The organism is Paenibacillus lautus (genome assembly GCF_050482385.1).
GTDB classification, from domain to species: domain Bacteria; phylum Bacillota; class Bacilli; order Paenibacillales; family Paenibacillaceae; genus Paenibacillus_AQ; species Paenibacillus_AQ lautus_B.
Genome location: NZ_JBCNHV010000030.1, coordinates 103,287 through 118,236 on the forward strand (window position 1 = coordinate 103,287; position 14,950 = coordinate 118,236).

The 14,950-nt window shown below is 57.1% G+C and carries 4 protein-coding genes; all 4 read left to right on the forward strand.

Translation table 11 applies throughout. The features are described from left to right. Positions 1 to 4: 4 nt before the first annotated feature. Entirely contained in the window at positions 5 to 12,175 is a 12,171-nt protein-coding gene (locus ABEW73_RS31580; RefSeq protein WP_430168771.1) for an amino acid adenylation domain-containing protein, read from the forward strand. 279 nt (positions 12,176 to 12,454) lie between these two features. Next, positions 12,455 to 13,327 (forward strand): CPBP family intramembrane glutamic endopeptidase, encoded by an 873-nt coding sequence (locus ABEW73_RS31585; RefSeq protein WP_430168774.1) that lies wholly within the window; start codon positions 12,455 to 12,457, stop codon positions 13,325 to 13,327. Positions 13,328 to 13,331: 4 nt separating this feature from the next. Continuing rightward, positions 13,332 to 14,141, forward strand: a complete 810-nt coding sequence (locus tag ABEW73_RS31590) for a CPBP family intramembrane glutamic endopeptidase (RefSeq protein WP_430168776.1) — start codon at positions 13,332 to 13,334, stop codon at positions 14,139 to 14,141. Then, positions 14,138 to 14,941 (forward strand): CPBP family glutamic-type intramembrane protease, encoded by an 804-nt coding sequence (locus ABEW73_RS31595; RefSeq protein ID WP_430168778.1) that lies wholly within the window; start codon positions 14,138 to 14,140, stop codon positions 14,939 to 14,941. The genes ABEW73_RS31590 and ABEW73_RS31595 overlap by 4 nt, the downstream gene beginning before the upstream one ends. The last annotated feature ends 9 nt before the right edge of the window (positions 14,942 to 14,950 follow it).

A 14,950-nucleotide genomic window follows, 5' to 3' on the forward strand; every position in this document is an offset into this window, starting at 1 on the left:
GACTATGAGAACCATCCGTAATTTGTCCGGCGTACTGCTGGCGCGCAAGGAAAACGATGCGGGAATTTTATTTTGCGAAAGCAGTCAGGAGCGCTACTTGTCGTATGGCCAATTACTTGCATTGGCCGGAAGGGCGCTTCATCTGCTGCGCGAGCAGGGCCTTGTGCCAGGCGACTTTGCCGTCATGCAGACGGAAGATAACGAACGGTTTATCCTTCTATTCTGGGCTTGCGTGCTCGGCGGCATTGTCCCTGTCCCTGTGATGGCGGCGCGTACGGACGAAGGACGCAAAAAGCTGATCCAGGTATGCAAGCAGTTGGAAGCGCCGAGATTGCTCTGTGATGAAGAGCTTTGGCCGGGAATTCAAGGCTACGCTTTGAAGCACGGGGAGACGGAGGCGCTGGCCCAGCTCGAGTCCGGCAGCGTGCCGGTTGCGGAGATATTTGCGGCGGCTACGGATGCAGGCCGGCCCGAGGCTGAGCCATATGACGCTGCCGAGACGGACACCGCATTCATCCAGTTTACATCAGGCTCTACCGGAGACCCGAAGGGGGTCGTATTAACGCACGGCAATCTTCTGTCGAACATGCGCGCCATTATCCTTGGGGCGCAGTCGACAAAGAGGGATTCTTCGCTAAGCTGGCTGCCGCTGACGCATGATATGGGGCTCATCGGCTTTCATCTTTCGCCGCTGTTTTGCGGCATGAATCAGCTGCACTTGCCGACCTCGACGTTTGTGCTTCATCCGATGAAATGGTTGGAGCTTACGCATAAGCATCGGGTGACATGCCTCTCTTCGCCGAATTTCGGTTATGTGCATTTTCTGCAGCATTGGAAGCCGGAAGGAGCGGTGGCATGGGATTTGTCTTGCGTCAGGCTGATTTTTAACGGGGCCGAACCGATATCGGCCGCCAATTGCCGCGGTTTTCTGGAGGCGATGAAGCCGTACGGGTTAAAGGGGAATTGCATTTTCCCGGTATACGGGCTTGCGGAAGCGAGTCTGGCCGTAACGTTCCCGGGGACGGAAGATCACCTGAATACCATTAAGTTTGAGCGCCAATCACTGGCTGTTGGACAGGCTGTACGAATGGCCGCGCACGGGGATCATGCTGCGATCGAGATCGTTGAGCTGGGTTTCCCCGTACAAGAGTGCGAGGTGCGCATTTGCGACGAAGCGGGAATCCCAACGGCTGCAGGCAGCGTAGGCTTGGTTCATATTAGAGGCCGCAACGTTACAAGCGGCTACTATAAGCGACCTGATGTAAACAAGCAAACGATTTCCCCGAATGGCTGGCTGAATACGGGAGATTTGGGTTTCTTGCTGGAAGGGCGTTTATATGTGACCGGTCGCATGAAGGACGTCATTTTCGTCAATGGGCAAAATGTGTATCCGCATGACCTGGAGGCGTTGATCAGCGGCCTGAAAGGGGCCGAAATCGGGAAAACGGCGATTGCCGCCGTTCAGGATGACACGACCAAACGGGACGCGATCGCTGTTTTTATTCAACATCGCGGCAAGATCAGCGGATTTGTACCGCTGATGGCCGAGGTGAAAAAACGGCTGAACGGATCGGCCGGTCTGGACGTTGCTTTTGTTGTCCCCGTTCGGCGAATTCCGAAAACGACCTCCGGCAAAATTCAACGCTACGTATTGGCGGAAGCGCTGCGCGAAGGCGAGTTTGCCGAAGCGCTTGCCGAGTTGACGGAGCTGGAAGCGGCGGCCGCGTTGGAGCTCCATGATGCGGATGACGGCAATGTCTTGCACGGGGATGACGGCTTGGAGCCGGCCACGGAGACGGAAGAGCGGATCATGTCCATCTGGCGCAAGGTGTTGAAAAAGGATGCCATAAGCCTGAGGGACAGCTTTCTCGAGCAAGGTGGCAACTCGCTCAAGGCGGCTGATGCCGCAGCCAGGTTGCAAGAGGCGTTTGGCGCACGGCTTACGCTTACCGAACTGTTTTTGCATGACACAGTGAGCTCGTTGGCCGCTTTACTGGAGCAAAGGGCGCAGGAGGGCATTGGTACTGCCACAGCCGCTCCTCCTCCGGTGGTTAAAGCGGAAGAGCGGACGGTTTATCCATCGACCTCGGCGCAAAAGCGGCTGTTCATTTTGGAACAGCTGAATCCGGGACTGCTTAACTACCATCTGCCCTTTGCGGTTCAGGTGAAGGGCCCGCTCGATATCGACCGATTCCGCGCAGCGTGGCGGGCGCTGATAGAGCGGCATCCGGCGCTGCGGTCATCCTTTTATATGGAAGAAGGCAATGTGATGCAGCGCATCGATCAGGCGATTGAGCCGCCGCTTGTCGTCGTTGACGGAAGCAACTGGTCAGCGCATGAACTGGCGTTACGTCAGCGCAGCTTCCTGCAGCCGTTTTGTCTGGAGCAGGGGCCGCTGCTGCGCATGGAGCTTGTTCTCCTGGAGTGCGAGTCAAGCGTGCTGCTGCTGGATATGCATCATATCATAACGGACGGAACGTCGATGGGCATTTTGATGTCCGATCTTACGAGGTATTACGAGGGGAACATACCTGAGCCGTTGTCCATTCATAGTGGGGATATAGCGTTGTGGGAAGAAACGGGCCAAAGCGGCGGCTGGCTGGAGCGCCAGAAGTTTTATTGGCACGAAGTCTTTCGGGATGGCGTGCCGTCTCCGTCGATTCCGTCTCCCCGTCCAAGGCCGCAGACGCCGAGCTATCGCGGAGCAATGGAGCGCTTCGAGCTGGAGCCGGAGCTTGCCGGATCGCTGCGGGGGCTGGCTAGACGCGAGGGCGTAACGTTATACACCGTCCTGCTATCCATTTATTATGCGCTGCTTGCAAAATATACGGGCGAATCCGACATCGTTGTCGGCACGGCAGCCGCGAGACGGATACGGCCGGAGCTGCAAGGCGTAGTCGGGATGTTCGTTAACATGGTTCCGATCCGCCTGCAAGGGCAAAGCGGCTTGCGCTTCGATCAATGGCTGAAGCGGGTCCACGGGGAGGCGCTGACCGCCATCGGCAATGGGGATGTGCCTTATGAAGAAATAGCCGAGCTGGCGAATGTTGAACGGGCGTATGGGCGGAATCCGCTGTTCGATTCAGTGTTTACGCTGCAAAATATGGAGCTGCCCGAATGGAAGAGCAAAGATGTTGTTTATACGCCCCAGGCGCTGGACAGCGGCTCGGCCAAGTTCGACCTGACTTGGGAGTGCGCGGATAACGGCGTTAGTATCGCATTTACGCTGGAGTATGCGCTGGATTTGTACGATGAGCGGGCCGCTGCGCAATTGGCCCGGCATTATATAGCGTTGGCCCGAGCTGTCGCCGCGCAGCCGCATGCGGCGCTTGGCGAGCTTGATCCCGTCGATGCAGAGGAGCGGGAACGGCTGCTCCGGCTTGGCCGTTCATTCGCCACGCAGCCGCAGGAGCTGTCGCTGCACAGGCTGTTTGAACGGCAAGCGGCGGAAACACCGCAGCAGATTGCCGTTGAAATGGGCGAGCGGACGTATACCTACAGCGAGCTGAACGAACGTGCCAACCGATTCGCGCGCGTGCTTGCGCGGTGCGGCGTTGCGCCGGGGGCCAGGGTGGCGTTACTGTTGCGTCGCACGCCCGATATGATTGCGGCGATATTGGCTGTGCTGAAATCGGGAGCCGTTTATGTCCCGATTGACGCGCAATATCCCGAAGAGCGGATTTTGTTTATGCTGCGGGATACGGAAGCTCGGGTAATCGTGGCTGCAGCCGCGACGATGGAGATGGGCGCCCGACTTGCCGGAGACAGCATCGATGTCTTTGACATGGATGGACTCGATACGAGATGGGCCAGCGAGCCCGGCCATGATCTGGACATCGACGGCGCTGGGGACGATCTCGCTTATATCATGTACACGTCCGGCTCGACGGGCAAGCCGAAAGGGATTATGACCGCGCATCGCAATGTGTCCCGAATTGCCGTCCATACCGATTATGTAAGCATTTCGGAAAACGATGCGCTGCTGCAGCTTTCCAACTACGCCTTTGACGGTTCAACATTCGATTTGTACGGAGCGCTGTTGAACGGCGCGAAGCTGACGCTGGTCGGCGAGGAAGAGGTTGCCGACGTTGTGCGGCTGACCGAGCTGATTGAGGCCAGAGGCATTACCGTATTCTTTGTGACGACGGCGCTTTTCAATACGCTGGTCGATCATGGGCTGGAGTCTCTGCACGGCCTGCGCCATATTTTATTTGGCGGAGAGCGGGCTTCCGTGCGGCATATCCGCAAAGCGCTCCGCGCGCTTGGACCGGGCGTACTGCTGCATGTCTACGGCCCTACGGAAACGACGGTGTTCGCAACCTGTTATCCGATTACTGAGACATGGGACGGACAAGGAACGGCCACCGTGCCGATCGGCGCGCCAATCGCACGTTCAGAAACGCTGGTGCTGAATGAGCAGGGCCGATTGCAGCCGGATTGGGTGCCGGGCGAGCTGTGGATTGCGGGCGACGGTGTCGCATCCGGCTATGTGAATTTACCGGAGCAGACCGCTTCGAAGTTCCGTCCGCATCCTTTCCGGGAAGGCGAAACCGTGTACGGAACCGGGGATCTGGTGCGCCGCTTGCCTGACGGAAATTTGGAGTTTCTGGACCGAATCGACGGCCAGGTCAAGCTGAGGGGTTACCGAATCGAACTAGGCGAAATCGAAAGCAGGCTGCTGGAATGCGCAGGCGTCAAGGAAGCGTTTGTGGCGCTGATCGAGAATGACGGCGCGCCGTATTTATGCGCTTATATCGTTGTGGAGCAAAACGAAGGGCAGGCAAGCGTTCGGAGCCAACTGACAGGCAAGCTGCCGGCATTTATGATTCCTGCCGCGTTTGTGCAGTTGGAGAAGCTGCCGCTGAACGCGAACGGCAAGGTGGACAAAAAACGTCTGCCTGCGCCGGAGCGCGCGGTCTCATATGAAGCGCCCGCCACAGATACGGAGATCATTGTCGCAGGATTGTGGCAAGAAGTGCTTCATGCGGGGCAGGTTGGCGCGCTTGACCACTTCTTTGAGCATGGCGGCCATTCCCTGAAGGCGGCCGCATTGACCTCGGCCATCTACAAGTTTTGCCGGGTGCGCATGCCGCTTCAGGAAATTTTCAAGCTGCCGACGGTTAGAGAGCAGGCGGCCTGGATCGACAGGGCTGCCAAGGAAGCGTACGAACCTGTTACGTGCGCGCCCAAAGACGCATCCTATCCACTGAGCCCGCCGCAGCGGCGCATGTTTTTGGCGGAAAGCATGGCTGATATCGGATTAACCTACCATATTCCGCTTGCGCTTAAACTGTCGGGTGCGGTGGATGAGACCAGTATCGGTCCAGCGCTTCGGAAGTTGATCGAACGGCATGAGCCGCTGCGAACCTCCTATCATTGGATCGACGGCGTGCCGGCCCAGATTGTACACGATTCGGCCGCCTTTGTTCTGCAAACGGCGGAGCTTGCGGGGACGTCGCTTTTTGAGTGCTTGAGCGAGTTTTTCCGGCCGCTCGAGCTTGCCGCGGCGCCGCTGCTCGCCGCATGTTATTGCCGGCCCGCATCGGAAGGAGCGGAGGCCTATCTGCTGCTCAACATCCACCACATCGCGGCGGACGGCATATCCGTCAAGCTGCTGCTGGAGGAGTTGACCGCTTTGATCGACGGCGCGGAACTTGCGCCTTTGGCCCTGCATTACAAAGATTATGCCGTTTGGCATGAGCGACAGTCGGGCTCGGAGCGCGCCAGGGCAAGCCGAGCATATTGGACAGAGCAGCTTGCAGAGCCTACGGCGCCGCTCGATATGCCGCTGGATCGGCCGCGCGGCGACCGTCAGACATTTGCGGGCGATACGTATACCTTCCACATTCCGGCGGCGCTCACGGCACGGCTGAATGAGACGGCCGCAAGCGCCGGAGCGAGCATGAACAGCCTGCTATTTGCGGCTTACGCGCTGTTGCTCAAGGGAACGACGCATCAGTCGGAATTTGCAATCGGTTCTTTGGCGGCAGGCCGGACACATCCGGACACGGCCCGGATGATCGGCATGTTCAACCAGTTTCTGCCAATTCGGATGCGGGTGGCGGACGAGCTGCCGATCCTGACATTTGTCCGTGAGACCCATGGGCGTTTGCTTGCCGCATACGAGCATGGCGATGTCAGCTTCGAGCACATGATGGAAGCGGCCCGGTATCCGCATGACCCGTCGCGCAGCCCGCTGTTCGATACGATACTGATCGTCCACAACCAGTTTGAAGAAGAGAAGCTGGTGGCACGCGGCGACGGCTGGAGCATGGAGGCTTTGCCTGTCAGCCACGGAACCTCCAAGCTGGACTTCAAGCTCGATCTGTACAGCGATGGTGAAGGCGGTCTGCGGGCGGAGCTGGAGTACAATACGGGATTGTTTTATAAAGGCACGATGGAGCGGTTGGCGGATCGGCTGCTTTACATTTTGGAGCAAACGGCCGCCAGACCTGACCTGATCTGTGGCGACGTTGCAATGACGACACCTGCTGAAGAAGCCGTCATTGCGGCATGGAATGATACGGGATATTCGTACCCGATGGAGAAGACGATTCACGGATGGTTCGCCGAGTCCGCGCGGAGGTGGCCAGACCTCCCGGCGGTGCGATCGGCAGAAGGCTCGCTGACGTATGGGGAGCTGAATGACCGCGCTGAACGCATGGCTGCCGTGCTAAGAGGCAAGGGGGTTGCGGTTGAAACAATTGTGCCGATTGCCGCTCAGCGCTCGTTGTCCATGATGATTGCGATCATGGCGGTGCTCAAGGCGGGAGGGGCCTATTTGCCGATCGACCCGGAGCATCCGTCCGAGCGGATCCGCGGCATTCTGGAGGACAGTGGGGCCAGTCTGCTTCTGGCAGGGACCAAGTGGATTCATACGCTCCCGGCCTTTCAGGGGGAAACGCTAGATCTGGACGCGCTTGCGACTACCGCCGCATCGGAGCTGCCGATGGGCGAAGAAGAAACGGTTCTGCCACCTCAAGCGGGCCCTGAGCATTTGGCGTATGTCATTTATACGTCAGGCTCCACCGGCAAACCCAAAGGCGTTATGGTGGAGCATTGCGCAGCGATCAACCGTCTGCATTGGATGCAGACAGCTTATCCGCTGAATGAGCGCGACGTTATTTTGCAGAAAACGCCGATCACGTTTGACGTTTCCGTATGGGAGCTGTTCTGGTGGAGCTTTGCCGGTGCTACGCTTTATTTGCTGGAGCACGGCGGCGAGAAGGAGCCAGCAGTCATGCTGCGCACGATAAAGGAGCAAGCGGTCACGGTTATGCATTTTGTGCCATCCATGCTGGGTGTCTTTTTGCCCTATGCGACGGACAGCGGCAGAGGCGGCGAGCTAAGATCCCTGCGGTACGTATTTGCAAGCGGCGAAGCGCTCAAGCCCGCGCATGTTGCAGGTTTTTACAGCCTGATGGAGTGTAGCGGCGGCCAATGCCGGCTCATCAATCTGTACGGCCCGACGGAAGCGACAGTCGATGTCAGCTATTACAATTGTCTGGACTCTGGGGCGGGAGCGATTCCGATCGGCAAGCCCATCCATAACATCCGGCTCCACATTGTGGACGAGCGGATGAGACCGCAGCCGATCGGCGTGTCCGGCGAGCTGTGCATCGCGGGTGCCGGTCTTGCCCGCGGATATCGCAACAGGTCGGATATGACAGAGCAAAGCTTTGTTCCGAATCCGTTTGCCGCAGGAGAGAAGATGTACCGTACCGGGGACCTTGCAAGGTGGCTGCCGGACGGCAATATTGAATATTTGGGACGCTTTGACCATCAGGTCAAGCTGCGTGGTCTCCGCATTGAATGCGGCGAGATTGAGCACGCGCTGCTCCTGCAGGTAGAAGTTCGCGATGCCGTTGTGACGGCGGTGACGGACCATGCGGGAGAGCCGGCGTTATGCGCCTATCTCGTGACAGAGGATGGGGATACGCCGGAGGAAGCGAGTCTTCGGGATGCACTTAAGAAACTGCTGCCGGAGTATATGATCCCTACATATTTTGTAGCTATGGAAGCGATACCACTGAGTCCGAGCGGCAAAGCCGACCGCAGCCGCCTGCCGCAGCCCCGATTCGCTGAACCGGTGGCTCACGGCGAAGCGCCTGCGACGCCAACAGAGCAGCGGCTGGCCGAGCTGTGGCGGGAGGTGCTCGGTCTGGCCGCAAGTGGGCCGGACCAACGAGTGTTGATCGGGAGAGAAGCCCATTTCTTTCAATTAGGCGGCCATTCCTTGCGCGCCGCACAGCTTGCGGGCTTGATCGAGCAGCGTTATGGAGCGGCGTATGCGCTGAAGGATGTGTTCGAGACTCCCCAGCTGCGGGAAATGGCGGCCCGCATCGACACCGCAGCCTTCAAGCCGGCCGTGGTTATTGACCGGGCGGAAAGTCGGCCTTACTACCCGTTGTCACTCGCGCAGAACAGGTTGTTTGTGCTGCAGCAGCTTTATCCGGGCAGCACGTCCTACAATCTTCCGCTAGCGCTGAACCTGACGGGCAAGCTTGATCAGAACAGGCTTTGCGAGGCGATTCAGGGGTTGATTGATCGCCATGAACCGCTGCGCACCAGCTTTGACTGGGCAGACGGCAAGCCTGTACAGCGTGTCCATGAGAGAGTTTCGTTTGAACTCGCCGTTTATGCCTTGATGGATGCAGCGGACTTGAATACATTTGCGCGTGCAGTCGTCCGCCCGTTCGATTTGCGAAAGGCTCCGTTAATTCGGGCGTTTCTCGCGACAGACGGCGAAAGTCGACATACGATGCTGCTGGACATTCACCACATCGTCGCCGACGGCGTGTCCATGAATGTGATGGCCCGCGATTTCGAGCGATTGTATCGCGGAGTCTCCTTGCAGCCGTTGCCCATTCACTATAAGGATGCCGCCGTTTGGCAGCAGGAGTGGATGGCTTCGGAGGCAAGAGAACAGCAAGAGCAATATTGGACGTGCCAGCTAGCGGGTACGCTTCCTGTGCTGCAACTGCTGACCGATTATCCGCGTCCGTCCGAACAAAGCTTCGAGGGCGCTAAGCTTGCGCTGCCGATTCCGGCGGGGCTTGCCGAGGGCACCTCGGCAGCGGCGGAGCAATGGGGCGTTACGCCATTCCATATTTGGCTTGCCGCCTACCACACGTTATTGCATCTGATGACGGGGCAAGACGATTTGATTGTCGGCACGCCAATCGCCGGCCGCTTCCATCCCGCAACCGAGTCTCTGGTCGGCATGTTTGTCAATACGCTGCCGATTCGCAGCCAGCCATCCGGCGAGCTGTCGTTCAGAGCGTTTGCCGAGCAGCTCAAAGAAACCGTGCTTGCGGCGCTGGATAACAGCTTGCTCCCGTTTGAGCACATGGTGACGATGCTGGACGTGCCGCGCGATCTGAGCCGCAATCCGCTGTTTGACACAATGTTTGTCATGCAGCATATGGAGGCCGGACAGGTGGCGGTGGACGACTTGCAATTTGAGGCGCAAGTGCCGGACCATTGCGTATCAAAGCTGGACTTGACGTTTGAGATTGCGGATCAGGGCGCAAAAGGTGCAGCCTTGACGATCGAATATGCGACGTCGTTGTTTAAAGAAGACAGCATATGCAGAATGGCGGAATGGTATTTCCGTATTGTCGGCCTTGCACTGGCCGAGCCGGAGCAGCCGCTCGGAGGGATCGGGCTACTCGATCCCGCGGCGGCGGAGAAGCAGAGCGAAGCGTTCAATTGCACGGCCGCGCCGTATGCAAGCGGCGATACAGTAGAGGTTTATCTCGAAAGACAAGCGGCGGAAACGCCTCAGGCCGTTGCGGTTGCGGCGGAGGACGGAGCATTGACGTATGCGGAATTAAACAGGAGGTCGAATCGGCTGGCGCAGGCGCTGAGAAAGCAAGGCGTCAAGCGCGAGGATCGCGTGGCCGTCGTAATGGATCGCAATCTGGAGATGATGATTGCAATCTTTGGCGTGCTAAAGGCGGGCGGAGCTTATGTTCCTGTCGCGCCGAGCTTGCCGCCGGAGCGAATACGCTACATGCTGGACAATTCCGGAGCCAAGCTTGTCCTGACGAAGGGCAAAGCCCCGGAAGAGCTGGAGAGGTTCGTGCCATTGATGGACGTTCATGAGGCGCTGGCCCAGGAGGGGGATGACTCCCCTGTAGAGAAGCTGCATGATTCACGTTCGCTGGCTTATGTGCTGTATACCTCGGGATCGACCGGACAGCCGAAAGGCGTCATGATCGAACATCATTCTGTCGTCAACCGGATCGGCTGGATGCAGAAGCAATACGGTCTGGACGCAAGCGGAGTCATTATTCAGAAAACGCCGATTACCTTCGACGTATCGGTCTGGGAGCTGTTCTGGTGGAGCTTTGCGGGAGCCAAGCTGGTCCTGCTGCCTCCAGGCGGCGAAAAGGATCCCGCGCTTATGATGGATACGATAGCGCGGCATGGCGTAACAACGATGCATTTTGTGCCGTCCATGCTGCACCTGTTCCTGGAGCATCCGAGCTTGCTGCGCGGCGAAGCCAGGCTGGAGAGCCTGCGTCACGTGTTCGCTAGCGGCGAAGTGCTGTCTGCGGATCAGGTGCGGCGGTTCCGCGAGCGGATCGGAGTTCCATTCGATGTCAGGCTCGTGAACTTGTACGGCCCGACCGAGGCGACGGTTGATGTTTCCTATTACGATTGCTCTGAAGGCGATATTCCGATCAACGATATTTCGATCAATGTTCCGATTGGTAAGCCGATCGACAACATCTCGCTTTATATCGTGAGCGAAGCGATGCAGCTTCAGCCTGTCGGCATTGCCGGGGAACTGTGCATATCCGGTGCGGGTCTGGCGCGGGGTTATGTCTGCCGGCCCGATTTGACGGAAGAAAAGTTCGTCGAAAATCCGTTTACGACGGGCAGTCTGATGTATCGGACAGGAGACCTTGCCAGATGGCTGCCTGATGGAACGATCGAATATTTGGGCCGAATCGACCATCAAGTAAAAATAAGGGGCCAGCGCATCGAGTGTGGGGAAATCGAGCATGTGCTGCTCGGTCATCCGGCGGTTTCGGAAGCGGTGGTGATGAAGCGGGACGCTGCAAGCGGAAGCGAGTATTTATGCGCGTACATCGTTTGCTCCGAACCTGCGAACCATCAGGAACTGCTGGATTTTACAGCGCTGCGCCTGCCGGATTATATGGTTCCGCAGGCCGTGGTGAAGCTGCCAGCCATACCCCTGTCTCCAAACGGCAAAATTGACCGGAAGGCGCTGCCAGAGCCCGAACTCGCGGCAGATAGCGGCACTCCGTTTGTCGAAGCGGCAAGCGATATCGAACTGGCGATTGCCGCCGTATGGCGCGAAATTCTGCAAAGGGATGACTTCGGCATTCATCATCGTTTCTTCGATGTTGGGGGAGAATCGCTGCTTCTGGTGCGGGCGCATCAACGGCTGGAGGCGTTGTATCCTGGCGCTCTCGGCGTAACGGATTTGTTCACCTACCCGACGATCGCATCGCTTGCGGCTTATCTGGAGTCGAGAAATCGCGAGCTCGCGAGCTGGAGCTGGGGCGGTCTGCCTGTGGCAGACGACTGCGTCAGTAGCGGCGATGCCGCGGAGCGCATCGGCAGCGTTCAGTTCCAACTGGACACGGTGGTTGCTGAAGGACTTACGGAACTTGCGGCATCCCGCTCGGTAACGGTCGAAGCCGCGGCGTATGCCGTATATCTATACTTCTGGCGCGGCGAGTCCGGCATGAGCCGGCTTGTGCTTCCGGCAATGACGGACAACGGGCTGATTGCTCCGAAGGAAATCGACTTTGGGGAGGTGCGCGATTTTGATACGCTGCTGCGGCATGCTGCCAAACGGGTGAACGCGGGAGAATGTTATACCTCGCGGCAAATCAGAAAGCAGCCGCAAGCCGAAGCCGGATTTACCTTGTTCCCGTTATTTGCAGGAGCAGCGCAGCACGGGTTCAAGGAGCGGGAGGAGCTATTGGAACGATTCGATGTTGTGCTGTATATCAGTGGTGCTGCCGCCGCACCACGCGGGGCGGAAGTACTAGAGCTTGGCGGGGTATGGACGTACGACGCCCGGCGCCTCAGCAAGGAGGCGGTGCTGGATTGGGCTTCCGCTTATCTGGAGCTGCTGTCGAGTGTGGTCGAGCAATATCGCGCCGCAACAGGTAGCACCGAATCGGGGGCGTAGCATGGCCAAGTCGGGCTGCGCCTGACCTTAGAGTACATCTGATAGAGGTTGTTTAAAAAGTCCCCCTTTGAAAACCAATCGGGGCAAATTCAAGGCTGAGCGACCGCGATTCAGAGGCAGGTTTTCTTTGCAATATAGAATTTCATCAACTCCGTTGATAACTTATAAATCCTATTTCTACCACGAAGTAACACTGGAGTTTACTAGGCATCGAATCTTGAATTCAGCCGGGCCTAAGCAGATGCTTACGAACCGACAGAAGAAGAAAGGAGCTTTTCTGTGAAAAAAGTGTTGTCCGTGATAGGGAATATCGCGCTTTATATAGGGGTCTTTTACGCGCTACTCTATCTGCTTCGCTCGACTTACCATTACGATGCGACGCTGGCTTTTGCTGAGTTTCTGGATCGCAACCCGGCCATGTTTATGGTCGTTCTGTTCACGCTGATTACGCTTGTGTACTTGCTCATCTTTCGTATCAAGGGATGGATCTGGCCTCATGCGGAAAAAAATCTATTCCGCGCGTCGGGCTTCAAACGGCTGAGCGCCTCGCGCGTCTTGCTCATGATCGGCCTGGGTCTTGCGGGAAGTTTGTTCAGCATCGGCCTTATCGTTATTGATGATATTGCGCGGCAATTTCCGTCCATTCCCGCGCTGGTTGACGATACGATCAGGGGGGATTCAATCTGGTATGTCATTCTAGGGGCCGGTTTGATTGGCCCGGCATTTGAAGAAATATTGTTCAGGGGCCTCATTTTCAGGGAGCTTCGCCGGGTTATGCCGGTATATGCAGCCTTGGTACTGCAAGCCGCGGCTTACGCCTTCTTCCAGCCGAGCGCGGCCCTTTCATTTATCAGCATCGGTTCGGGCCTGATTTACGGGGTGCTATATTTGCGTACCGGGTCGCTGTGGGCACCGATTCTGGTACAGAATACGGCCATGAGCACCATCTTTCTATTTAAATACATCGGGTTCTACGAATGGTTTGACAAACTCGGCGATGTTTCGCTGTATATCATTACAGCGCTCTGTCTGGCCGCGTTGATTGGAGGTTCCGTCTATGTCTGGCGGTCCTCCAGCAACGGCGGCATCGGCACACGTGCCGGTCAAACACTGACGGCTGACGCGCCGCCGACAGCACAAAAGGGGGGCTAACCGCATGAAGGCGTGGGGAATGATGCTGGCCCGCGTGGCCGTTGTTATCGGGCTGTATTTTGCATGGTTTTTTACCGTGACGACATTATTTTTCGATTATCTATACCCCAGAAGCACGTGGTTTGAACAGAACACGGTAACCGTCATTATTTTGAACGATATGGTGGGTTTGCCGCTCATGTTGCTGGCCTGGAGGTTTATCTTCAAGGAAAACCTGTTTAAGGCGGCTAAGTTTCGCGTGATGAGCGGCAAATCGGTGGCCATCGCTTTATGGATCGGACTTGGAGCCGGCCTGTTTACAGTCGCATTCTCCCGACTTCCTGTCATTGCAACGGACAAGTATCAGTTCCGCGAATTGTTTGATTACCTGAACCGCGCGGAATGGTATGTATTTCTGGTTTTCCTGATTCTCGGAAATATTTACAAGGAGACATTGTTCAGAGGCATTCTGATGAATGAGTTCAGACGCGTGCTCCCGGTCTGGATCGCCATTGTGATTCAGGGCGTGTTATACGGGGCGCTGTTCTTTTTCGGAGATATTCCGCTGTCGCTGTACGGTTTTCTCGGCGCGGTTATTTTTGCGCTCTTGTATGTCTGGTTTAAATCCATCTGGGCGCCGATTGCCGCGCAAGTTGCCTGTCAGGGCAGTCAGTACCTGCTCTGGCATTACGGGCCAAAGACGACGAATGTCACTTTGATGTCCGCCTGGATGGCTGTGGCGGCTGTCATGATTGCGGTTGGCATATTCCTTGCGGTCAAGCATCGCTCTTCGATCTCCGCGCCGTTGTCTTCTGAGGCGGTGACACCTGTGTGAAGGGATTACGAATAGCGGGAAATACCGTGTTATATTTGGTCATTTATGCGGCTATTGTGATGTTTGTGAATCAAGTCCTCTACAACGGTGTCAGCAATCCCGTGCTGAAAGAATGGATCAAAGGCAATTCCGGCATTGTGCTGATTGTCTCCAATATCATTGTACTTGCCGTCTATCTTCCTCTGCTGCACTGGCAAAAAATTTCACTGAAGGATCTGGGGTTTGTTCCTCCGCGCAGTGGATCGTTGCTGCTCTCCGCAGGGACGGGCATCTGGCTCGGCTTGTTCATAGCCGCGTTTACCCGTCTTCCGTGGATAAAAGCGACGTTTCCGGCCATTTCGGATCTGGTCGCTTTTGTCGCTGGCGGCAGCCTGATTATTTTTGTGCTCGGCAGCTTGCTGCTGGGATCTTTGCTGGAGGAATGGCTGTTCAGAGGCATGCTGTTCCATACACTCAGTCAACGTCTTTCGATTCTGTGGACGGTTCTGCTCCAGGCCGTTTTGTTCGGCGCGGTATTTATGAATGTGACCGTTGGCGCATTTGCGGCGCTGGGCGCGATGCTTTACGGCGCCGTTCGCGCGGGCTCGCATTCGCTTTGGGGGTCGCTTGCGGCCCATGTGTGCAGCACAGGCACCTTGTATATCGTGCTGCAATGGGCGGGCGATTGGAAGTCCGGTACGATTGGATTATTAGCCCTGATCAGCGGATTTGGCATTGCGGCGCATGTGTTGCTGCTGCTGCGCGGAAGCGGTCGAAGGGCAGGAAAAGAACAGGCCGTCAGCGTTTCCATTACTAGCTAGGGGGAAGAG

What these genes read in the sequence shown, in the direction of transcription:
- ABEW73_RS31580 (WP_430168771.1), top strand. Translation starts at nt 5, where the DNA reads ATGAGAACCATCCGTAATTTGTCCGGCGTACTGCTGGCGCGCAAGGAA.
- ABEW73_RS31590 (WP_430168776.1), top strand. Translation starts at nt 13,332, where the DNA reads ATGAAGGCGTGGGGAATGATGCTGGCCCGCGTGGCCGTTGTTATCGGG.